The organism is Flavobacterium sp. GSA192, from assembly GCF_006386525.1.
Classification (GTDB): domain Bacteria; phylum Bacteroidota; class Bacteroidia; order Flavobacteriales; family Flavobacteriaceae; genus Flavobacterium; species Flavobacterium commune.
Genome location: NZ_VAHC01000002.1, coordinates 257,862 through 280,673 on the forward strand (window position 1 = coordinate 257,862; position 22,812 = coordinate 280,673).

A 22,812-nucleotide genomic window follows, 5' to 3' on the forward strand; every position below is an offset into this window, starting at 1 on the left:
TTTATCTTGTAAACATTGCCATAATTTTTGAAGTTTCCTTAGAACTTGTTTTTTTATCGATTTTAACCGATTTTATGATGGCTTCCAGTTCCAACATTAAATCTCTCTTTTCTTTTGAAGGAGAGTAGCAAAAACCCTCTAAAACGATTATACGGTCGTTATCCTTGTCAACAATGGCGTAATTGATAAAAGGACCGGACATGAAATCGTTTTTTAATTCCCAGGTACCTTTAGTTTCATAAGCTTTTTTGTGATCCAGAACTATATTTGAAAAATAAGGAGCATAAGCTTCTTCGGTAATCATATCGGTGTTTAATTCCTTGCCGTGAATGTATAGTTTTCCAATGGAATCCCGCATTTGGATAATCCCTGAAACTTTGTCTCTTTTGGTTTCAAGACGGTTCATAGGGATTTGATAAATTAAAATGCTGTTATTTCCGCTGATGATTTCTTTTTTAAACCATACAAAATCTTCTTTTTGCAGCATTAATTCATAATTAGAAGGCATTTCGATTTTGATATTGAAACTGTCTTTGAAAAATTTAGTGCTTAAAAGTGATTTTCTGTTGATACGTTGACATTCTTCAATCTCGGTTTGGTGCATGATTTTGATAATTTCAGCGGCATGTGTTTGAATTAAACACAAGATATCATCGGCTGCTTTTCCGGAAATGTAGAACACATTTTGTGGTATGGCAATTTTGTTTTTTTCGATTTTAAAATCTTCTTTTGTATCTTTTTTGATAACAATGATGTTTCGGTTATCGGTCATAAAACCTTCCATTAATTTCACCGGATACTGATTGATGGTGAATAGCGGTTCTTCCTGTGGTAACCCAATTACCGGTGAAGCAAATTTATTTCGGATGCTGTCGCCAATTTCGCCATTCCATAATAAATCATCTATAATCACCGAAATGTTATTGATTTTTCCATTTGTCTTTTTAGGAGTCGTGTTTTGCTGTTGGCAAGAAATAAAAAAGATGGAAACGAAAAGTAATATAAAATGGATTTTATTCATTTTGTACCTATTAGGACTGGAATTATCGTGTTAATGTAATAATTTAACCAGCTAATATCGTTCCATTTTTTAAAAAAGTGAGATAAAAATGATTTATAAATGGTTCTAAAACTAAAAAAGGCTTTATTCTGTTACAAAATAAAGCCTTTTTTTTATGGTGTTGAGGTTAGTTTTATCCTCCTATTTTTAATTTCATTCCCGGTTTGATATCTTCTGTATTGATGTCGTTCCATTTTTTAATATCTGAAACGGTTACTCCGGATTTTTTAGCAATGCTAAATAATGAATCCCCTTTTTTAACTAAATAATCCTGTTGCAATGACGTTTTTTCAAGTTTGTTTTTCTTAAAAGAAGCAGCAGTAGCTTTTGAGGTATTAATGGCAATTTCGTTTTTAGCTACAATAAGTGTTTTGCCCAGCATAATGTTGTTATCTGTTAGCTGATTCCATTCTTTTAAATCAGCAATAGGAGTTCCAAATTTTTTAGCAATGTTTCCTAAATTATCTCCTTTTTGAACGGTGTATTCAATGTTTCTAAGTTCAGGAGTTGCAGCAACGGCTTCTTTAGTTTCAATTTCTTTTTCAGCTATTTGTAAACTGGTACCTGCCTGAATAATATTTCCTGAAAGTTTATTCCATTCTTTAAGTTGGGCAATTGTTACATTGTTTTGTTCGGCAATGTCACTTAGATTGTCTCCTTTTTGAACAATATAATTTATTGTTTTATGAGTAAGAGTGTCTTCTTTAACTTCCTTTTTTAACTTCTCAATCTTGTTGATTTTGTTTTCTGCCGAAGCAACAGCAGTATTATTGTTTATTTCAGTACTTATGATGGTTAGTACTTTTCCGTATGCAACAGTATTACTGCTTAGTTTGTTCCATTTTTTTAATTCCTCAATACTAATGTTGTATTGTTTTGCAATACTGCTCAGGTTGTCTCCCTGTTTTACTTTGTAATAGTGAGTAGTGCTTCCGGTAGGATAAGATGGTTTTTCGACAGCAGCAACAGCTGTTGTTGTGTTTTTAAAAGGATTATTGTTTTTAAGCTCTGATTCATGCTGAATGTAAGCATAAATTTTATCTTCGTTAGAAACAAAAACACCTATTTTGTCTTTTGGTAATCGTAAAAAATGATTTTGATCGTTATAATGCGGAATTACATTGAGTTTGTACGAAGGATTTAGCAATTGTAATTGCGAGACAGGAACGTCCAGTAAATCAGAAATTTGTTTGAACGACATCTGTTTTTTAATCATTACCGTATCAGTAGCAAAATGCTGTACAATGGCTTTGTTTGGTTTGATTCCGTGCTCGTTATGGTATTCATACAAGTACATTGTAGCTAAGAAAGCAGGAACATAGCCTTGAGTTTCTTTTGGAAGATGATTTTTAATACTCCAAAAATTTTGTTGTCCGCCGGATCTTCTGATGGCTTTTGAAACATTTCCCGGGCCTGAATTATAAGATGCTAAAACCAGTTCCCAGTCGCCAAAAATGCTAAACATATTTGACATGTATTGAGCAGCAGCAGCAGTAGCTTTTAGAGGATCACTGCGTTCGTCAACATAAGAATCTATTTTTAGATTGTATTGTTTTCCAGTATGATACATAAACTGCCAAATCCCGGTTGCACCCATTTTAGAAACCGCTTTTGGATTTAATGCCGATTCTACGATGGCTAAGTATTTTATTTCCAAAGGAACATTTTGTTTGGCAAAAGTTTCTTCAAACATTGGGAAATAATATTCTGAAATTGCCATCAAACGTTCAAAAGATCTTTTTCTGTTTTTTAGAAACGACTTGATGATGTTTTCCAGTCCCTGATTGTATTGAATGTTAAAAGGTGATTTAGCATTCATGGCTTCCAATCTGGATTTTAACAACTCAGTAGGTAACTCGTAATCTACTTTCTCATCCGTATTGATATTAACAATATCCTTAGTGATGTCATTGTACAAATCTAAATCAGTCAATTCTTTTGTCCACAAGCTGTCCACGCAACTTGCTATTTCATCATTAACAAAGCTGTTTTTTATAGAATCAAGATAAGATACCTTAGATTCTATTACAGCAGTTCCCTTGCTTTCGGCAACTTCTTGCGAAAACAAGGGAACTGTTAATAATAGAAAAAATGATATTGTTATTTTTTTTATATTCATATTTTTTATTTGTCAACTTGCTTAATTTTAAATGATTACAAAATCATTTATGCAAACTTAATAGGTTACAACTAAAAAAATCAATAAATATTGTTAAAATTATCACATTTAGTTTAAAATTGCTGCAATTCCAGGTAAAGTTCTTCCTTCAAGCATCTCTAACATAGCTCCTCCACCTGTAGAAACGTAGCTCATTTTGTCTTCAAAGCCAAATTGTTTTACTGCTGCAACTGAATCTCCACCACCTACAAGAGAGAAAGTTCCGTTAGCTGTAGCTGCTGCAATTTGATTTCCTAAAGCGATAGTTCCTTTAGCAAAAGTTTCCATTTCAAAAACACCTAATGGACCATTCCAAAGAATTGTTTTTGAATCCATAATAACTTTTTCGAAGTTGGCTAATGATTGTGGGCCAGCATCCATACCTTCCCAGCCATCAGGAATATTAGTTACATCAACCACTTGTGTATTAGCGTCATTAGAGAATTTGTCTCCTGCAATAACATCAACCGGAATGTGAATTTGAACTCCTTTTTCTTTAGCTAATCTTAAAATTTCAAGAGCTAATTCTTGTTTGTCGTCTTCGCAAATAGAATTTCCAATTTTTCCTCCTTGAGCTTTAACAAAAGTAAAAGTCATTCCACCACCAATAATCATGTGATCTACTTTGTCAAGAATGTTTTCGATAACTGTAATTTTAGAGGATACTTTAGATCCTCCAAGGATAGCAGTTACAGGTTTTTCGCTATCTTTTAATACTTTATTGATGCTTTCAATTTCTTTAGCTAACAAAGAACCAAAGCATTTAGCTGTTGGGAAAAATTGAGCTATAATTGTAGTTGAAGCGTGTGCTCTGTGAGCAGTTCCAAAAGCGTCGTTTACATAAATGTCTCCTAATGAAGCCAATTCTTTAGCGAAAGCAACATCTCCGGCTTCTTCTTCAGCGTGGAAACGTAAATTTTCTAATAATAAAACTTCACCGGCTTTTAAATCATTTGAAGCTTGTTTTGCAACTTCACCTACACAGTTTGAAGCAAATTTTACAGGAACTCCAAGAATGTCAGTTGCTGTTTTTAAGATATGTTTTAATGAATATTTTTCTTCAGCTCCTTTTGGGCGACCTAAGTGTGACATTAAAATTACGCTTCCGCCATCGGCAAGAATTTTGTCAATAGTAGGTTTTGCAGCTTCGATACGAGTGGTATCAGTAACATTAAAATTTTCGTCCAATGGCACGTTAAAATCAACGCGTATGATTGCTTTTTTATTAGCGAAGTTAAAATCGTTTAAAGTCTTCATTAGGTATTGTTTTTAGTTTATTTTTTTGAAAGTGAAACAAATATAGAACTTTTCTATTAGTATTAAATTTGAAAATTTCAAAAAAATCAATTTTTAGCAACGAAAACGATGTAAACTCACAAATAATTTTATTTATGTCCTTTAATTTAAAAAATTGCCTATAAAAGTTAAATTTTGTCGGCTTTTTGAAATCGAATAAACAATTACTTATTGTTCTTTTAAATAGCAAACCGACAGATGAGCCTGAGCAGCAATCATAAAAGTTTCAAATTCATTACTGTCATCAGTGTTTTTGGAAAGCAGGAAGTGGTTGTCAATCATTCCTAAATAAGTAAGCAAAGGCGAGTAAAAAGTAATGCCTATTTTGTGTTTGGAAATATCAGTAATGTCGGTATTTATAATGTCTAATTGGTAATTTATAAAGGGGAAAAAGTTTTTTCCCAAGGTATCGATTATGCGGTAGCAATTTCCTTTTAACTGTTGTACATAATTATTAGCAGCGATGCCTACCAGATAATGCAGTTGTGAAGCCTTTTCGTTCTCGGCCAGTAATTCCCTGAAAGTCTTTTTCGGATTTTCTTTCGAATTAAATTGTTGGTGTTGCAATAAATATTCCTGATAAGTGTCTTCAAAAACATATTTGTCCCAGGTTAGAGTAGCACTTTGGTCAATTTCAAAGCGATAGGCTAATCTTATTTTTGATTTATAGTTCATGCTAATGGTATTTCGATGAGTAGCAACATGGCGTTTTCTGATAAAGATTCCCATTCTACATCTTCTGTTTCTTTTAAACTTAAAGCATCACCGCTTTCAAGAAGTCTGTTTTCAAATTCGAATACGCCGTTGATTATGTAAACAAAAATTTCGTTTTCTTTGTTTTGGAGTTGGTAATGTACTTCTTCCCTTCCGTCAAATTGAGCTATAAAAGCATTGGCAGTATTGTTTTTGAATAAAGAAATGAGTTTGTTTTTTTCTTCAAAATCAAATTCAAGTGATTTGTTTTCAAGGCTTGGCTCATTGGTTTTAAAACCAATTTGTAAAAAACTCACGTTTTCATCAAATGGATTTGATACTTCAAATGAAGTTTCTTTATTGGAAACAATTTGTTCGATTTTTTCTGTTGCAATTAGTTTATCCTGATATTCAATTCCGCCATAGAGAGGTAAAATATAGTACAAACAATCGGCTTGGGCTAACATTGTTGATTTTTGATGTGGCGCAAGTATCTGATAATTAAAAAGAAATAAAGAACCCAAATCTTTTGTTTTTTCTTGATAATTTTCGATACTTAATGTTGACCAACAATTGTAGCCCTTAGTTTGCCGTTGCTCTCTTGCTGTTGCCAGATACATTTGTGCCGGATGTTGTTTTATCATAATTTGAGGAATCAAATTAGCCCGCTACGTTTATGGTATGTGTTAATACAAATCCCGCAGCAACACTTCCGGTTACGGTAGACAGTTCGCTGCTTACTCCATCCGAAAAAACATTGTCACTAGCGTTATAAGTGTATCCGCTCATGCCCTTGGTATATCCATTTGCTGTTGAAGCGTTAACCAGAACTACGGCACTGCCGGAACCTTCAGGAAAGGCAATTTGGGTAACCAATAAAGAAGTTCCTGCCGAATTGTAAATGTGTACGTGAATGTGTGTGGCTCTTCCGCTGTACCAGCCCGGGAAAATAGACGTAAAACTAACCAGTCCGTTAGTATTAGTGGTTTGTCTTCCTCTTAGAAAATGAACAGCAGTAAAATCAGCCGATTGCATTCCGGTTCCTCCGTATTCTGAATAATAACCGTCTTTGTCACAATGCCAAATGTCAACGATTGCACCAGCTAAGGCAGCACAACTGGCATTTTTATTTTGGATTGTGATGTTTATCGTTAATGGAACGCCTGTTCTATCGCTGGTAATATCTGATTTTACTAATGATGAAGGACTTTTAGTGGGGAATGGTCCTGCTGTTTCAGATGGAGTAACGCTACAAGTTGATGAACCCGTAGAACTTCCGGTATCAGTAGCCTGGGTGGTGTCAGTTGCACTTGAATCGGTAGATGAATCGTCGTCACCGCAAGAACTTAATATTGGTATAGCCAAAGATCCTAATCCTACTAAACCTAATCCTTTTAAAAAATCTTTTCTTTCCATAACTACATACAATTTATAAGGTTATGGTATAAAAGTATTTAAACGGCGGTTAGCGATGAAAAATATGAGGTGTTTGGAGGTATTTATGCGGTAAAGGAATTAGTTTATGATGCTAGTTTGTAATATTTTAACAATTATTTTTGGTTTAATAATTCAAAAAAAGCAGTTTCATAACTGGCGCTTACCGGGATTTCTTCTTCATTGATATAAATGATTTTGTTGCGGACTTTGTCAATTTTAGAAATGGGAACAATAAAGGAGCGATGCACTCTGATAAATTCCGTTTGAGGGAGTTTTTCCAAAATGGCTTTCAAAGTCATTCGGGCAACGATTGTTTTTTGATTTTTGATGTGAATTTTTAGATAATCATCCAATCCTTCGATAAATAAAATATCCGAAAAGAGAATTTTTATCAGGCTGTAATCGGCGCGAATAAAAAGATATTGTTGTTCGGGATCCTGATTTTGCAATTTCCATTGCGAATGTGCTTTTTCTACAGCCTGTTGAAATCTTGAAAAGCTAAAAGGTTTCAGGATATAATCGGTGGCACTTAATGTAAATCCTTCAACAGCATATTCTGAATAAGCGGTGGTGAAAATTACCATCGTTTTGTGTGGTAGTTTTTTGTAAAAATCGATTCCCGAAATAGAAGGCATATTGATATCCAAAAAGAGTAAATCAACGGGGTATTTCTTTAAATATTTAAAAGCATCATCTGATTTGGTGAATGTTTTTTCTAATTCGACCACATCAAGTTGATTGCAAAAACTTTGCAAAACCTCTAATGCCAATGGCTCATCATCTAATGCAATTGCTTTTAACATGCTACTTTAATTTTTAGTGTAACATTATAGGTTTCGGGATTGTCATCAATGGTCAAATCATGGGTGTCAGGATACAAATGAGTCAATCTTTCTATGGTGTTTTGTAATCCAATGCCGCTTTCGGATGGGTTGGATTTTACTTTGTTATTGGAAACAAATAAAATCAAATTTTCTTGTTCAATGTTAATGTGAATCTTGATTTCAGAATTTTGATTGGGGTTAACTCCGTGTTTAAAGGCGTTTTCGATAAAAGAAATTAAGATGAGTGGCGTAATGCATTTTCCGTATTGATTTCCTTCAACTTTGTAATTAATGTTTACCGTATTACCCAAACGTGTTTTTTGAAGTTCAACAAAATTATTGATGTAATTGATTTCTTTGTCTAAGGAAATCACATCATCATTAGCATTGGTGATAATGTACCGCATCAATTCGGATAATTGCACCACGGCATCGGCTGTTTTGTCTGATTTTTTTATAGCTAAAGCATAAATGCTGTTTAAGGTGTTAAACAAAAAATGCGGATTGATTTGGGCTTTCAGGAAAGACAATTCCGATTGCATTTTTTCTTTTTCAACTTTTCGCAATTGATTATTGATAGCAAATAGTAAACTGGAAATCACACCAATTAAATACACCAAAATAGTATGACTGTATTGGGTAGGCGGGCCTCCTCTTTTGTCAAAGTTGGGCGGAAAGGAATGAGGCATTTTGTTGTGAAGCGGCATTCTTTTTCCAAAGTCCAAAAAATTGCGTTCGGGATGGTCAAAATAAGTCGAAATCCAAAGAAAGAATAATAAAAACACAACGATAATTCCAAAATAGGAAACCATTTTATTTGAAAAATAGAATTTGGGAATTAAATAGTAATAATTAAAATAAAAGAAAAGCAGTAAAAGAAAATAGATTAAAAAATAAATTCTGTCGTGACCATTATGGGATAAATTGGGTAAATTAAAAATACTCCCTGTTGATGTAAAAGCATAAGGCAACAGCATAAAAGTGATGCATACTAAGATGTGCCAGGCATAAAAGGGAATCTTTTTTTTCATTAGAATAGAGTTAGCTAACTCAAATTTAAACTTCTTGTTATAAAAAGGCTAATTATTGAGGTAGAAATCATTTTTATTGCGGTATTCACCCGGTGTAAGGCTCACTATTTGTTTGAACATTTTAGAAAAGTGAGGTAAATTAGAAAAACCCGTGTCTAAGGCAATTTCCAGAAAACTCTTGTTTGTGGTTGCAATAAGGTATTGTGCTCTTTCTATCTTTTTTTCGTGAATGTAATTTAGAGGTCGCTGTCCGGTATGGATTAGAAATTGTTTCGAAAAATAATCTTGATTTTGATTGACTCTTTGGGCTAATTCGGCAACGGTTAGGTTTTTGTCTAAATGAAGCTGAATGTAACTCATGGTATCCAAAATTTTTGAGGGTCTTCCTTGAGGTGTGGTTTGTTTGAAATTTGTAGTGTTTAGAAATCTGGAAAATAATAGTAATAGTGTGCCTTGATTTTCAAATTTTAGATGCGGTTTCATTTTGTCATTATGAGAACGGTATTCTTTGTAAAAAGCTTCTTTTTCATAGACTTTTGGGTTGTCAGATCGGTTAATCCCTCTTCCCGGGTTGCTTTTTAGCATCTGTTTGATGAGAATAATGTCGGTTTCAGTAGCGGGTAATTTCATTACATTTCTATTCTGGTTAAATAGCGAAATTCCATCCGGAGATTCCTCAAAAAACTGAATGAAATATTGGCTCAAATATTCTTCACAATTCAAATTGCAAATAGTAAAACTCGGTATGAGATATAAATAACCGGGTTCTAGAATTAATTTATCTGAACTGTTCGATATAGTTCCCATTCCTTCATCAATATAATACAGTCGATAATACGGACTAATTACATTGTTGAAATTCCAATTGTGATTAAGTTTCACGTAGTCAATGTGTAACAGCGAAAACGAATGTTTGAAAGTGCTTTTAGACATAATGGTGTTAAAATAAAAAATAATCGTTTTTGAGTAATAAAAAATCGTTTTTGAATAAAAAAGATATGTTGCGACTAAGTTACATTTGTTTTTGTTTGTATAAAAATTAACGATTAAAAAAACTAATAATCAAATTTATATGTAAAATAGCTGTCGTTAAAAAGCTTGTTGACTTGTTTTTATATAAAAACAGATTGTAAACAGATTTGATAAAATCGGAAATGTATAAATTCTGTCCAAATTATGAAAAGATGCAAAGAAGAAGTGCTTTAAAACTAGCGATATCAACATTCAATCAATAGACCCAATGCGTGTGGCAAATATTAAAAATAAACTTAGATTTTCTGGAAAAGGGAGATTTTAAAGATTATTAAATGAATTCTAAAGTGATAAGAAAACCTAATTGACCTTTATATAATTTGATTGATAATCATAACGAATAGTATTATATTAAATGAAAAAAATGAAGCAAATAACAATTCTATTGGTCTTACTTATTCCAGCCTTTTGTATTGGACAAGTGGTTAAGGGCTATAAAAAACAGAACGATAAAGTAGTTATAACTCTTGACAAAGGAGAACTACATTTGAGTCCTTTAACTGAAAATACCGTAAGAGTTCAGTATGCTTTGGAAATGAAAAGTCAAATTCCTGAATTAGTTTTTATTTCAAAAATTAAGGTTCCAAATTTTAAGATTTCGGAATCTAATTCGCTTATTGAAATTGCTATGTCAAAAATGACTGTGGTAGTAGATAAAAAAAGTGGCACATTGTCTTATCGCAATCATGAAGGAAAGGTATTTTTAAGCGAAAAACCAGAAGGACGTGTTTTTAAACCAAGTTTAGTACAAGGCGAGCCATGCTATATTGTGGAACAAGGTTTTAGTACTTTACCCGAAGAATATATTTATGGAACAGGTCAGTTTCAGGACGGACATTTGGATATTAAAGGATTGCCCAGAAGATTAACTCAGGTAAATACACAAATTGCTATTCCGTTTATTATGTCAAGCAAAGGCTATGGTTTGTTATGGCACAATTACGGACTTACTGATTTTAATCCTGCAGATAGTGTGGTGAATTTAAAGCCAGCAGGTACAAGTGGAGAAGCGGTTACTGTTGCTGTTACTACCACTAATGGAACCCAAAAAGAAACGCGTCAAGATGGTGTTTTTACGGGAAATTTCACGGTTAAAGAAAATGGTGAATATGCTATTTTACTGGATGTTGGTCAAAAAATGGCCAGAAAATGGCAATTGACAATCGATGGTAAAGAGCTTATTAATTTTAAAAATCATTGGCTTCCGCCTACAACGAGTACATTAATTAAACTAACAGCTGGTAAACACGATATTGTGGTTACAGGAGAAAAAAACGATCTTCCTGTAGTGTATTATCGAAAAGTTACTAATGAAACAGTCTTTAGATCTCCTGTTGCTAATAAGTTGGATTATGTTGTTTTTGCCGGAAATTCAGATGAGGTTATTTCAAGCTATCGCAATTTGACAGGCCATGCTCCGCTTATGCCAATATGGTCATTAGGATATATTCATTGCCGTGAGCGTTTTACCACTCAAGATGAATTGCTTGAAAATGCCAAAGCATTCAGAGATAAAAAATTGCCAATGGATTTAATTGTTCAGGATTGGCAATATTGGGGAAAATACGGTTGGAATTCGATGAAATTCGATGAAAATTTGTTTCCAGATCCGGCTGCAATGGTAAAAGAATTACATCAAATGAATATGAGACTGATGCTTTCCGTTTGGTCTAAAATTGATAAAGAAAGTGTACTTGGGAAAGAATTTGGCAACAAAAAATACTATATCCCAAATACCGAATGGGTTGATTTTTTTAATCCTGATGCAGCAAATTATTATTGGAAGAATTTTAGTGAAAAGCTCTTAAAACCTTACCAAATTGATGCCTGGTGGCAGGATGCAACTGAACCGGAAAATGATGATTTAGTTGGTAGAAAAATTAATAACGGAACAATTCCGGGAGAGCAAATGCGAAATGTTTACCCGATGTACGTAACAAAAACGGTATATGAAGGTTCGCGCAAAGACGCTCCTGACAAAAGAGTTTTTATTCTTACCAGAAGCGGATTTTCAGGGCAACAGCGTTATGCATCAGCCGTTTGGACTGGGGATGTAGGTAACGATTGGGAAACCCTACGCCGACAACTAACAGCTGGATTAAATTGTTCCATAACTGGATTGCCTTGGTGGACTTTTGATGCTGGAGGATTTTTTCGCCCAGGAAAAGGTCAATATACAGATCCTAAATTTCATGAACGTTTTTTAAGATGGTTTCAGTTGGCTACATTCTCACCTCTTCAAAGAGTTCATGGATATCAAACGGATACTGAATTCTGGAGATTTGGAGAAAAAGTCGAAGCTGAATCTTTAAAATACTTAAACCTTCGTTATCGTTTACTGCCTTATATTTATTCTCAGGCTGCAGATGTAACCTTCAAAAACGGAACCTTAATGCGTCCGCTGGTAATGGATTTTGCAAATGATATAAATTCACTGAAGCAAAAATACGAGTATATGTTTGGATCAGCTTTTCTTGTTGCACCTGTTGTTTCAGAAGGAGTCGAGAATTGGGATGTTTACTTACCGGAAAATCAATCCGGATGGTTTAACTTTTGGACAGGAAAACAGTTTAAAGGTGGGCAAACAGTACAAACAGCTGCATCTCTTTCGACCATTCCGCTGTATGTGAAATCGGGTTCAATTATTCCAATGGGTGAAAAAATGCAGTACACAAACGAAAAGCCTGCTGAAAATCTTGAGATTAGAATTTATACAGGAGCTAATGGCAAGTTTGAGCTTTATGAAGATGAAGGAACAAATTACAACTATGAGAAAGGCGCTTTTTCGATGATTCCTTTTGAATGGAATGAAGAAAAACAAACGCTGACAATTGGAAAACGAAAAGGCAAAAGTTTTAATGGATTAATTGAAAACCGTGTGTTTAATATCGTTTGGGTTAACGAATCAAACGGTATTGGTATCGAAAACGGAAAAACAAATATTTCGGTAAAATACAATGGAAAAAGTATTGCTATTCAAAAAAAATAAAAACATCAAAATAAGATTAATGAAATACATCTATTTAATATTCTGTCTGTTTATTTCAACTGCGTTTACAATAAATGCTCAGGAAATTGTATCACCAAATAAAAAGATTAAGGTAATTGTCTCGAAAAAAGAATCAAATGGAAAGTCCTTTGGTCAGGTATATTTTAAAATTTTGTATAAAAATAAATCGGAATATATTGAAATAATGCCAAGTTCGCCTTTGGGCATTCTAAGAGACGACCAGCAATTTACTGATAATTTGAAATTGGTTAGTGAATCTAAAGCAAAAGAAGTAAACCAGAAATATGAAATGATTTCTGGTAAGCAAAAATGGTGTGATAATTTAGGAACTGAAAAGATTTTCAAATATGTGAATTCAAATAACGAACCGTTGAATATTGTTTTTAGAGTTTATAATGATGGAGTAGCATTTCGTTATCAATTTACCAATAAAAGCGATTCATTAGTGAATGTTATTGACGAAAGCACCACTTATGTTTTTCCATCGGCTACTAATCGTTGGGTGCAACAATATACGGAATCCTATGAAGATTTTTTTCCTTTTTCAGATTCGGGTAAGGGCGATAACAAAAAACAAGAGTGGGGATTTCCAGCCTTGTTCAAAGTGAATAACAATCCTGTTTGGATATTAATTTCTGAAGCAAATATTTCAGAAAATAACTGTGCTGCAAAATTAAATAATTCGAAAAATCCAAACGAATACAAAGTAAGTTATGCTTCGCCAAGAGACAGTTTTAAGCAAACTGGAGTCAAAACTACCTTGCCATGGAACTCGCAATGGCATACGTTAATCATTGGTGGATTGTCTGATGTAGTCGAATCTACTTTGATTACTGATGTTAGCGAACCGAATACATTAGAAGAAACGAGTTGGATAAAACCCGGTGCGGTTGCTTGGATTTATTGGGCATATAATCGTGGGTCTAAAGATTATCAAAAAGCTGTGGAATTTACTGATTTAGCTGTCGAAATGAAATGGCCTTATGTGCTCATTGACTGGGAATGGGATGTTATGACCAATGGTGGAAATATAACTGATGCAGTAAATTATGCCAAAAGTAAAGGGATTAAACCTATGATTTGGTATAATTCGGGGACTTCATGGCTTGAGCCAACGCCTAATGACCGCTTGTTAACCTCTGAAAAAAGAGCAGAAGAATTTGCCTGGCTTAATAAAATAGGAATATATGGCATCAAAGTTGATTTTTTTGCCGGAGACCAACAGGACATGATGAAATACTGTATTGATATTTTGAAGGATGCAGCAAAATATAAGATAATGGTCAATTTTCATGGGGCTACAGTGCCGCGTGGCTGGGCGCGTACCTATCCGAATTTGATGACTACCGAAGCTGTTTACGGAGCCGAATGGTATAACAATAAACCCATTCTTACTAATAAAGCTGCTGTACATAATGCAACGCTTCCTTTTACACGCAACGTAATTGGTTCGATGGATTATACTCCGGTAACTTTTACAAATTCGCAACATCCACATATTACTTCTTATGCTCATGAATTAGCTTTGTCAGTAGTTTTTGAATCTGGTTTTCAGCATTTTGCCGATAGACCGGAAGGGTATAAAAGTTTGCCTCCAGAACCTAAAGAATTTCTGAAAAATGTTCCTGTAAGCTGGGACAATACCAAGCTTGTTGATGGTTATCCGGGAGAAAAAGTTATTATGGCTAGAAGAAAAGGAAATCAATGGTATATAGGCGGAATTAATGGTAAGGACGAAAAGCAAACATTAAAAATAAATTTTGATTTTCTTGGGACAGGAAATTTTAAATTAAAGCTTATTAAGGATGGAGAAAATGATAAGTCATTTGCTGTTGAAGTTATAAAAATAAAAAAAGGAGATGTTTTAAATGTGGAATGTCTTCCAAGAGGCGGATTTGTAGCTGTTTTAGAAAAATAAATGTAGTAAAATTGAATTTTATGAATGCAAAGAGATTGTGCTATGCCTGCGATTTAGTAGATAGCCCAGAATTAATAGAAATATACAAAAGCTATCATTCTAAAGACAATGCCTGGCCTGAAATTACTAAAAGCATTAAGGATTCGGGTATTATAGATATGGAAATTTACCTTTTTTCCAATAGACTGTTTATGATTATGGAAGTGGACGAAAGTTATACTCCAGAACGCAAACAAATGATGGATGCTGCCAATCCAAAAGTTCAGGAATGGGAAGAATTGATGTGGAAATTTCAACAGGCACCTCCAGGAGCCAAAGATGGCGAAAAATGGTTGCAGATGGAACAAATATATAAATTGGAATAATTAATTTAATAATTCAGGTTGTCAGTTTGGAACGTTCAGTTACAAAATGATTCAAATAATAAATAAAATAAAAAAATGAGAACGAAAATTTTATTCACGCTATTATCTCTACTTCAGTTTAGTGTTTATGCCCAAGAAAAAAATCCTATGCCCGCTATACCAGCTCCATTAGCGGTGAATAGCGTGCCAATGGGAGATTTGGAAACATTTCCTGAGGTAAAGTTAGAAATACCTATTGCAAAAGGACCTTTTGAACCTAATTGGGAATCGATAGAAAAAAATTACCCTGGCGAACCAGCCTGGCTTCGTGATGCAAAGTTTGGTATATGGGTTCATTTTGGACCGCAAGCTGCAGGAGAAAGTGGGGATTGGTATGCCCGTAATCTTTATAAAACAGATAAAGTTGCCTATAAAAATCATATTAAAAAATATGGACATCCTTCAGAATCAGGATACAAAGAAGTTTTGCGTGATTGGAACCCTACAAGGTTAGATCCGGAGAAACTCACAAAAATTTATCAGGATGCAGGTGCTCGTTTTTTAATGATTCAAGGAGTACATCATGATAATTACGATATGTGGAATTCTAAATATCAGCCTTGGAATTCAGTAAACCTTGGCCCAAAAAGAGACTTGATTGGTGAATGGGCAAAAGCCTGTAAAGCAGTCGGAATGCGATATGGAGTGACTTTTCATCACGAGTATACCTGGTGGTGGTGGCAAACAGCATTTGGAAGCGATAAAGAAGGAGCTAAAAAAGGAATTCCTTATGATGGTCATCTTACGCTTGCTGATGGTAAAGGAAAATGGTGGGAAGGATACGATCCGAAAATGCTTTATGGTATCGATTTAAGAGAATACAAAGGCGTAACTGAAGCTGCAAATTCCAATTGGTCACCTCCTCCAGCAGGAATATTTAGTAATCATTTAGGATATGCTAAGTGGTATGCGACAAATTGGGCTTTAAGAATGATGGATGTTGTGCAACATTACGACCCTGATTTTATTTATACTGATGGTACGGTTCAGGGACCATTTACAGGAGATGGAACAGGAGCAGGTTTAAAAGCAAATGCGATGCAAACCGTTATGGCTGATTTTTACAACACTAGTTTACAGCGTCGCGGTGAGGTAAATACTTTTAGCATTGTTAAGTTTCGTCATAACACTAATGGTACAGTAAATACCGAGGAGTTTGGTATTCCTTCAGAGATTAAAAAAGACCAGCCCTGGATTGCGGAAGCTCCCGTAGGAGATTGGTTTTATGCTCCGGATTTTACCTATGATTCAGGTATGATGATTCGCTATATTATTGAAGCTATAGCACGTGATGGAAATGCAGCAATATGTATTTCTTTATTGCCTGACGGTTCAATTAATGATGAGAGTCAAAAGATGTTGAAAGAAGTAGGAAACTGGATGCGAGTTAATGGAGAAGGAGTATATGGAAGTCATGCGTGGGTGATTCCAGCCGAAGGGGAAATGATTAATGGAAAGTTAAAAATGCTTCCTGGAGGAAAATTGGGTAGTAGGCAAGCTGAATTTAAATTTGACGCTCAGGATATCCGATTTACAGTTGGTAAAAACAATAAACTGTATGCCTTTTGTATGAATGTACCAGCTCCGAATACTCAAATAAAAATTAAGTCTCTCGCTACAGATTCAAAACATTATGGTAAGAAAGTTAAAACCGTTAAGTTGTTAGGTTACAAAGGAAAGTTAAAATGGAAAGAAACAGCTGATGGCTTACAAATAACTTGCCCTAAGGATATGCCATTTGCTACCGCTGTAACTTTTGAAATTGAGTAAAATCAATTTTAAAAAATTAAAATATAAATCCTGGTGATAAAGTTTGCTTAGATAACAAAATTTAAATTAGAATGATTTTTTTATCCTTTTTTAAGTAAATTAAAAAAGTAGCATAATTCTTGATAACAATGGTTTTAAATTAATCAAAATCAGTTTAAATGAAAGACTTTTTAAATCGTTTTCTAGGCTTAACTTTTATCATTTTAATTATTTCTAACACTTTTGCACAAGAACAAAAAGTAAATAAAAGTGCCATTCTGGGAGTAGTTTTAGAAGGTGGTTATACTAATTTGAAAGAAGCAAAAGGAATTCTGGGATTACAATTTAAAAAGGTGAAATCAGATAATTGGTCTGAAGCAATAATTACTTTTGAAGCTTTTAATAATAAAGGAAAACAGATTCATCAGTTTAAAACAGAAACAGATTTTAGTAAATTTCCTGAAGGTTATCAATTTCTTTCATTCGAAAAAGAAATAGATTTGGCTCAAGCCGAATTTTTACGTGTTACAATTCTATCAAAAACAGGAAAAAATATTTTTACAGCTGGTTTCAAAAACGGAAGTTATAAAGAAATCCCAATCTATTCAAACTGGATCACACATCCAAAATACGGAAACGGACCTGGAGTTATGAATCCGGATAAAGTTCCAGCTGGAGTTGATCCTGCGGTTGTGAATACCAAAAATTTAAATGTAAATTACCTTTATGATGATTCGTCTCAAATTGGTAAACAAGATAATATATTGTGGTATAAAACGGGTGCTTATGATCCAAGTTCTACGATTTATGACCGTGATGGGAAAGACTGGGAAGAACAGGCTTTGCCAATTGGTAATGGCTATTTAGGTGCTATGCTTTTTGGAATGCCTGGAAAAGATCACATCCAGTTTAACGAAGAAACTTTTTGGTCTGCAGGTTATCGGGGTGTCCAGGAAAAAGTTCCGTCTGACAATGTAAACAAAAAAATGGGCGAAGGCATAAACGGCTTCATGAATAGCGGGAATGTTTTTGTTGATTTTAATTTGCCTCAAAACCCTGAAATTCTGAATTATTACAGAGATTTGGATTTGAAGACCGCCATTTCATCAGTACTTTATCAATACAAAAAAGTAAATTATAAAAGAGAATATTTTGCCAGTTATCCAGCTGAAGTTATAGTTTTACGATACACTGCCGATGAAGCAAAAGCATTAAACTTTATTGTAAAACCAGTTTCGGCACATCCCGGAAATATTCAGGTGAATAATGGTGTGGTTACCATAACAGGAAAATTGAAGGACTCCGAACCTTATACTGGTGGCGGAAAAGCGACTTACAATCAAGCTTCCGATTTAGAGTATTGTACCAAAATAAAAGTGATTGCTGATGATGGAGAACTTATAGATCATTACGGCAATGTTGAAGTTAAAGATGCAACTGGAGTAACCATAATTATCACTTCGGCAACTGATTATGATCCAAATGCTTTTAGTATAAATGCTGACGGAAAAGTAAATGGGGACATTCCTCAATTCAAGCATAAATATGGCGTACAATTTGCGATTCAAAAAGCAGAAAACCGACTTTCGAATACTGATGGAAAAACATATGAAGTGTTGAAAAAAGAGCACATCGCCGACTATCAGCCGATATTCAAACGCGTGAGTTTTGATTTGGGCAAAAAAGAAATTTCTAAAGCAATTCCAACTAATGAACGCATTGCGGCTTACGCCAAAGTGATTAAAGGCATAAAAGCAGGTGAAAGTATTTCTTATCCAAAAGCTCAGTATGATAATCTCGATACTCACTTAGAAGAATTGTTTTATCAATATGGACGTTATTTGATGATTGCTTCATCGCGCGAAAAAACCTTGCCAGCCACTTTACAAGGAAAATGGAATCAATCGGTTGCTGAAATTTGGGGATCGACTTATTGCATTAACATCAATTTGCAAATGAATTATTGGTTTGCATGTGGAGCTAATCTTATCGACAGCGGAAAAGCATTGGTAAACTGGATCGAAACTCAAATTCCTGCTGGCTCGTTGACGGCTAGAAATATGTATAACGCAAGTACTTCATCGTATCATTTGGATAAACAAAATAATATTGTTTTTACACCTTCTAAAAATGAAGCGGTAGACGGTGTTTTTGTAATGCACACCAAACAATCCATCAATGGGCAAACGGATTTAACGGGCTCTACAAGTATTCAGTCACCTGGAAATACGGCTTTTTTGATGTATAATGTCTGGGATCTTTTTCAGCGCAGTCAGGATAAAAAATGGCTGGCGGAACAATTGTATCCAATATTAAGAAAATCGGCTAATTTTTATGCTACTTACCTAAATAGCAATAAGGTAAAAACGGATGATATAAAACAATATCCGAAAGGTTATTTTTATACTACAGGAAAAGGAAGATCTCCTGAACAAGGACCGTATCAAACAGGTGTGAAATACGATTTACAATTAATTGCAGGACTTCTGGATTATACTTTAGAAGCAGCAAAAATCTTGAACATTGATATTGAAAAACAACAAGTTTGGAACGAATTAAGAACCAATATTGAAAAACCAATAGAACTGGGAACTGATGGACAAGTAAAAGAATGGGTTCAGGAAACAAGTTATAACAAAGACAATAACGGAAAAGATTTGGGAGATCCACATCACCGACACATTTCTCATTTAGTGGGATTGTATCCTGGAAATTTAATCAATCCACAAACTCCCGAATTTCAAAAAGGGGCTAAAATTGTGTTGCAAAAAAGAGGAGATGATGCTACCGGTTGGTCAATTGCCAATAAGTTTTTGCTCTGGACACAAGTGCAGGAAGGAGATAAAGCTTTGGAATTGTTGCGATACCAATTAGCACAACGCACTTATTCGAATTTGTTCGATTTTCATGCACCTTTTCAAATAGACGGAAATTTTGGAGCAGCAGCTGGAATTCAGGAATTGTTATTGCAAAGCAATGCTAATGCGATTTATCTTTTGCCAGCTTTGCCAACGCTTTGGACAGAAGGAACCATCAATGGAATTATTGCTAAAAACGGAGCTCAGGTGGATATGACCTGGGAAGATGGAAAACTTACAACAGCCAACATTTTGAATGTAACTGGAAAAACAATGACGATTCATTATGATAAAGTCAAAAAAATCCAGTTGATTGTTAATGGAAAATCAAAAGTTTTAAAAGCTACCAATGGTCGATTTGAGTTACCTAATAGTAAAGCAGGACAACAATTTCAGTTAAGATTCTAAGGTTGTAATTGTTGAGACATTTCGAATTGTAAGTGAAGAAACTTTATAATCTAAAATTTTAGACTTATCCATTTTCTGCTATCTTTGCTTCATGCAATTTTCTGAAATTTTAGGGCAGGAACACATTAAAAACCATCTTAGCAGAAGTGCTGATTTAGGAAGGATTCCGCATGCGCAGTTGTTTGTAGGCCCTGAAGGAAGCGGTACTCTGGCTATGGCAATTGCTTATGCACAATATATTTTGTGTGGCAATCAAAACGGAGAAAACAATGGTGAAAATCATGCCTGCAATGTAAAATTCCAAAAATTATCGCATCCCGATTTGCATTTTGCTTATCCTACCGTTACTACCGATGAGGTAAAGAAAAACCCTAAAAGTATCGATTTTATTGCCGATTGGAGGGAGTTTGTAACTCAAAATCCCTATGGTGGATTGTTTGACTGGTACGCTGTTTTAGGTGTTCAAAACAAGCAGGGGGAAATTAGGGTTGATGATGCTCAGGAAATCCTGAAATCACTTTCTTTAAAAGCTTATGAAGGCGGTTATAAAATCATGATTGTCTGGATGGCCGATAAATTGAATATTGCCGCTTCTAACAAACTTTTGAAATTACTCGAAGAACCACCTGAAAAAACAGTATTTATTCTGATTTCTGAAAGCGAAGAAGATATTCTTCAAACCATCCGTTCCCGTTGCCAAATTTTACATTTCAATGGATTAAGTGAAGCAGTTATTGCTGATGCTTTGGTTTCTCGTGAAGAAATAGATTTAAAATTAGCCACAAAATTAGCCCATCAGGCACAAGGAAATTACAATGCCGCTTTGCATTTGTTACGAGATAAAGACGAAGAACATCCGTTTGAGCAATGGTTTGTTACCTGGGTTCGTGCTGCTTTTAAGGCCAAAAAAGATGCAGCTGCCATTCAGGATTTGATTCTTTGGAGCGAAAAAATTGCGACTTTAGGGAGAGAAGCTCAAAAGAAGTTTCTTCAGTTTTGTATGGAAATGTTTCGTCAGGCATTGTTGATTAATTATGAAACACCAGGTTTAGTTTATTTCGAACCAAAAGTCGATAAATTCAAATTAGAAAATTTTGCACCATTTGTAAATGGTAACAATATTCAGGATATATTTAAAGAACTTTCGGATGCGATGTATCATATAGAACGCAACGGAAATGCAAAAATAATTCTAACCGATTTATCAATCAAACTCACACGTTTAATTCACAAAAAATAATGATTATGAATAACCCGGCTTCGCTTTTACTTCTGGTATTTTTCGGAATTACTTTTTTGCAATCCAGTTATGAAAAACTGTTTTATTGGAACGATAATGTGACCTGGTTAAAAGAACATTTTGCTAAAACACGATTAAAAAATCATGTAAAACTAGCGTTGATTAATCTTGTAATCATGGAGCTGATTTCGACTGTTTTGTGTTTTGTGGGTTGCATTGAATTATTAGTAAATAAGGGAAGGCTCTTTGGTTATTACGGAGCGTTATTTTCGGCGATTACTTTACTGATGATGCTTTTTGGTCAGCGATTAGCCAAAGATTATGACGGCGCCAGAACTATTGTTATTTATTTTATTCCGGCTGTAATGGCGGTGTATTGGTTGAGTTAAAAATCAATTTCAACTAAATCTGAAATCAAATATCGTAACCCGAGAGCTTGGCTCGAATTGGCGAAGCAATCTCCAATCTAAAATCAGATGACACCAAAATATCCATCGGAATCCTTAACTATTTTAACTGATTTGGTTTTGCCAAGTGAGACCAACCATATCAATAATCTTTTTGGAGGCGAGTTATTAGCCCGGATGGATCGTGCGGCCAGTATTGCGGCGCAGAGACATTCCAGAAATATTTCAGTTACTGCTTCGGTGAATCATGTGGCTTTTACCAAGGCTATTTTGTTGGGAAGTGTGGTAACTATTGAGGCAAAGGTTTCCAGAGCTTTTAAGACTTCGATGGAGGTTTATATTGATGTTTGGGTAGAAGATAGAGAATCGGGTGTGAAAACTAAAGCTAATGAAGCTATTTATACTTTTGTTGCGGTTGACCAAAAAGGAAAACCTGTAGAAGTTGCCCAAATCATTCCTGAAACTGAATTGGAAAAACAGCGTTATGATGCGGCTTTAAGACGTAAACAATTGAGTTTAGTCCTGGCAGGAAAAATGAAACCCGAAGAAGCTACGGAGTTGAAAGCGTTGTTTGTTTAAAATCAAAAGTTTATTAAAATAGAATAATTTATTTTATGTAATTTTGATACTATAATTTTGTAAAAATGAACCTAATAGAAAGATTAAATAAAGAGATATTAACTTTATGCAAAATGCATAAAGTCAAATCTTTGTATGCTTTTGGTTCTGTTTTAACGGATAAATTTACCCCTGAAAGTGATGTAGATTTAATTGTCGATTTTGAACCCATTGACGTTTTGGAATATGGCGACAATTATTATAATCTTAAATTTTCTCTCGAAAATATTCTAAAAAGAAACGTTGACTTATTAGAAGAAAAAGCCATTAAAAACCCCTATTTTAGAAAAACATTAAATCAAAACAAAAAATTGATTTATGGATAATAATATAAAAACTTGGCTTTTTGATATTTTGAATTCTATAAATGAAATAGAAAGTTATTTTCTAGATACTCCGAAATTGTTTGAAGTTTATCAAAACGATTTAAGAACTAAAAGAGCTGTAGAAAGAAATATCGAAATTATTGGTGAGGCGATGAATCGAATTCTTAAAGAAGATAAATCCATTGAAATTTCAAATTCCAGAAAGATTGTTGATGTCCGAAATAGAATAATTCACGGCTACAATTCTGTTTCAGATGATGTAATTTGGGGGATTGTGATTAAAAACTTACCTGTTTTACAAAAAGAAGTTGAGGTTTTATTAGGAGAATAGTAACCAGAAAAA

General features: G+C 34.2%; 19 protein-coding genes. 10 read left to right on the forward strand and 9 right to left on the reverse strand.

The annotated features are described in order from the left end of the window. Position 1: 1 nt before the first annotated feature. The 9 genes from FDM27_RS05255 to FDM27_RS05295 form a co-directional block, all read right to left on the reverse strand. Positions 2 to 1,021, reverse strand: coding sequence for a DUF4837 family protein (locus FDM27_RS05255; protein WP_071184435.1), 1,020 nt, complete (start codon positions 1,019 to 1,021; stop codon positions 2 to 4). Positions 1,022 to 1,193: 172 nt separating this feature from the next. Beyond that, positions 1,194 to 3,179, reverse strand: coding sequence for a LysM peptidoglycan-binding domain-containing protein (locus FDM27_RS05260; protein WP_140485479.1), 1,986 nt, complete (start codon positions 3,177 to 3,179; stop codon positions 1,194 to 1,196). Between the two features lie 108 nt (positions 3,180 to 3,287). Beyond that, the gene (locus tag FDM27_RS05265; RefSeq protein WP_071184437.1) at positions 3,288 to 4,475 is read right to left on the reverse strand and encodes a phosphoglycerate kinase; all 1,188 of its coding nucleotides are present in this window, start codon (positions 4,473 to 4,475) and stop codon (positions 3,288 to 3,290) included. A gap of 207 nt (positions 4,476 to 4,682) precedes the next feature. After that, a complete protein-coding gene (locus tag FDM27_RS05270; RefSeq protein WP_140485480.1) occupies positions 4,683 to 5,189 on the reverse strand; it encodes a hypothetical protein in 507 nt (168 codons plus the stop codon). Next, a complete protein-coding gene (locus FDM27_RS05275; RefSeq protein WP_140485481.1) occupies positions 5,186 to 5,851 on the reverse strand; it encodes a hypothetical protein in 666 nt (221 codons plus the stop codon). The genes FDM27_RS05270 and FDM27_RS05275 overlap by 4 nt, the downstream gene beginning before the upstream one ends. A 16-nt stretch (positions 5,852 to 5,867) precedes the next feature. After that, the gene (locus FDM27_RS05280; protein WP_140485482.1) at positions 5,868 to 6,623 is read right to left on the reverse strand and encodes an intradiol ring-cleavage dioxygenase; all 756 of its coding nucleotides are present in this window, start codon (positions 6,621 to 6,623) and stop codon (positions 5,868 to 5,870) included. Between the two features lie 134 nt (positions 6,624 to 6,757). Further along, positions 6,758 to 7,447, reverse strand: coding sequence for a LytR/AlgR family response regulator transcription factor (locus FDM27_RS05285; RefSeq protein ID WP_140485483.1), 690 nt, complete (start codon positions 7,445 to 7,447; stop codon positions 6,758 to 6,760). Continuing rightward, positions 7,441 to 8,499 carry a sensor histidine kinase gene (locus tag FDM27_RS05290; protein WP_140485484.1) on the reverse strand — a complete coding sequence of 353 codons (1,059 nt, stop codon included), beginning with the start codon at positions 8,497 to 8,499 and terminating at the stop codon, positions 7,441 to 7,443. Before FDM27_RS05290 ends, FDM27_RS05285 begins: the two co-directional genes overlap by 7 nt. A 48-nt stretch (positions 8,500 to 8,547) precedes the next feature. Continuing rightward, entirely contained in the window at positions 8,548 to 9,381 is an 834-nt protein-coding gene (locus tag FDM27_RS05295; protein ID WP_255510483.1) for a helix-turn-helix domain-containing protein, read from the reverse strand. A 514-nt stretch (positions 9,382 to 9,895) separates the two neighbouring features. On the opposite strand from FDM27_RS05295, the gene FDM27_RS05300 reads away from it, so the two are divergent. The 10 genes from FDM27_RS05300 to FDM27_RS05345 all read left to right on the forward strand — a co-directional run bounded on the left by FDM27_RS05300 (position 9,896) and on the right by FDM27_RS05345 (position 22,800). Then, positions 9,896 to 12,520, forward strand: a complete 2,625-nt coding sequence (locus FDM27_RS05300) for a glycoside hydrolase family 31 protein (RefSeq protein ID WP_219846404.1) — start codon at positions 9,896 to 9,898, stop codon at positions 12,518 to 12,520. Between the two features lie 19 nt (positions 12,521 to 12,539). Next, complete coding sequence (locus tag FDM27_RS05305; RefSeq protein ID WP_140485486.1) at positions 12,540 to 14,459, forward strand: glycoside hydrolase family 97 protein; 1,920 nt, start codon at positions 12,540 to 12,542, stop codon at positions 14,457 to 14,459. 20 nt (positions 14,460 to 14,479) lie between these two features. Continuing rightward, positions 14,480 to 14,824 (forward strand): L-rhamnose mutarotase, encoded by a 345-nt coding sequence (locus tag FDM27_RS05310; protein ID WP_140485487.1) that lies wholly within the window; start codon positions 14,480 to 14,482, stop codon positions 14,822 to 14,824. A 75-nt stretch (positions 14,825 to 14,899) separates the two neighbouring features. Beyond that, entirely contained in the window at positions 14,900 to 16,633 is a 1,734-nt protein-coding gene (locus FDM27_RS05315) for an alpha-L-fucosidase (protein ID WP_140485488.1), read from the forward strand. A 158-nt stretch (positions 16,634 to 16,791) separates the two neighbouring features. Beyond that, the gene (locus FDM27_RS05320; protein WP_140485489.1) at positions 16,792 to 19,878 is read left to right on the forward strand and encodes a glycosyl hydrolase family 95 catalytic domain-containing protein; all 3,087 of its coding nucleotides are present in this window, start codon (positions 16,792 to 16,794) and stop codon (positions 19,876 to 19,878) included. A gap of 91 nt (positions 19,879 to 19,969) precedes the next feature. Continuing rightward, positions 19,970 to 21,118: an ATP-binding protein gene (locus tag FDM27_RS05325; RefSeq protein ID WP_140485490.1), complete on the forward strand. Its 1,149-nt coding sequence runs from the start codon at positions 19,970 to 19,972 to the stop codon at positions 21,116 to 21,118. Between the two features lie 5 nt (positions 21,119 to 21,123). Further along, entirely contained in the window at positions 21,124 to 21,507 is a 384-nt protein-coding gene (locus FDM27_RS05330) for a DoxX family protein (protein ID WP_071184453.1), read from the forward strand. A gap of 87 nt (positions 21,508 to 21,594) precedes the next feature. After that, complete coding sequence (locus FDM27_RS05335; RefSeq protein ID WP_140485491.1) at positions 21,595 to 22,104, forward strand: acyl-CoA thioesterase; 510 nt, start codon at positions 21,595 to 21,597, stop codon at positions 22,102 to 22,104. A gap of 65 nt (positions 22,105 to 22,169) precedes the next feature. Then, positions 22,170 to 22,469 (forward strand): nucleotidyltransferase family protein, encoded by a 300-nt coding sequence (locus FDM27_RS05340; RefSeq protein WP_140485492.1) that lies wholly within the window; start codon positions 22,170 to 22,172, stop codon positions 22,467 to 22,469. After that, the gene (locus FDM27_RS05345) at positions 22,462 to 22,800 is read left to right on the forward strand and encodes a DUF86 domain-containing protein (protein ID WP_140485493.1); all 339 of its coding nucleotides are present in this window, start codon (positions 22,462 to 22,464) and stop codon (positions 22,798 to 22,800) included. Before FDM27_RS05340 ends, FDM27_RS05345 begins: the two co-directional genes overlap by 8 nt. Positions 22,801 to 22,812: the final 12 nt, after the last annotated feature.

Coding starts and splice junctions, on each gene's coding strand:
- FDM27_RS05255 (WP_071184435.1), bottom strand. CDS start 1,021: ATGAATAAAATCCATTTTATATTACTTTTCGTTTCCATCTTTTTTATT.
- FDM27_RS05260 (WP_140485479.1), bottom strand. CDS start 3,179: ATGAATATAAAAAAAATAACAATATCATTTTTTCTATTATTAACAGTT.
- FDM27_RS05265 (WP_071184437.1), bottom strand. CDS start 4,475: ATGAAGACTTTAAACGATTTTAACTTCGCTAATAAAAAAGCAATCATA.
- FDM27_RS05270 (WP_140485480.1), bottom strand. CDS start 5,189: ATGAACTATAAATCAAAAATAAGATTAGCCTATCGCTTTGAAATTGAC.
- FDM27_RS05275 (WP_140485481.1), bottom strand. CDS start 5,851: ATGATAAAACAACATCCGGCACAAATGTATCTGGCAACAGCAAGAGAG.
- FDM27_RS05280 (WP_140485482.1), bottom strand. CDS start 6,623: ATGGAAAGAAAAGATTTTTTAAAAGGATTAGGTTTAGTAGGATTAGGA.
- FDM27_RS05285 (WP_140485483.1), bottom strand. CDS start 7,447: ATGTTAAAAGCAATTGCATTAGATGATGAGCCATTGGCATTAGAGGTT.
- FDM27_RS05290 (WP_140485484.1), bottom strand. CDS start 8,499: ATGAAAAAAAAGATTCCCTTTTATGCCTGGCACATCTTAGTATGCATC.
- FDM27_RS05300 (WP_219846404.1), top strand. CDS start 9,896: ATGAAGCAAATAACAATTCTATTGGTCTTACTTATTCCAGCCTTTTGT.
- FDM27_RS05305 (WP_140485486.1), top strand. CDS start 12,540: ATGAAATACATCTATTTAATATTCTGTCTGTTTATTTCAACTGCGTTT.
- FDM27_RS05310 (WP_140485487.1), top strand. CDS start 14,480: ATGAATGCAAAGAGATTGTGCTATGCCTGCGATTTAGTAGATAGCCCA.
- FDM27_RS05315 (WP_140485488.1), top strand. CDS start 14,900: ATGAGAACGAAAATTTTATTCACGCTATTATCTCTACTTCAGTTTAGT.
- FDM27_RS05320 (WP_140485489.1), top strand. CDS start 16,792: ATGAAAGACTTTTTAAATCGTTTTCTAGGCTTAACTTTTATCATTTTA.
- FDM27_RS05325 (WP_140485490.1), top strand. CDS start 19,970: ATGCAATTTTCTGAAATTTTAGGGCAGGAACACATTAAAAACCATCTT.
- FDM27_RS05330 (WP_071184453.1), top strand. CDS start 21,124: ATGAATAACCCGGCTTCGCTTTTACTTCTGGTATTTTTCGGAATTACT.
- FDM27_RS05335 (WP_140485491.1), top strand. CDS start 21,595: ATGACACCAAAATATCCATCGGAATCCTTAACTATTTTAACTGATTTG.
- FDM27_RS05340 (WP_140485492.1), top strand. CDS start 22,170: ATGAACCTAATAGAAAGATTAAATAAAGAGATATTAACTTTATGCAAA.
- FDM27_RS05345 (WP_140485493.1), top strand. CDS start 22,462: ATGGATAATAATATAAAAACTTGGCTTTTTGATATTTTGAATTCTATA.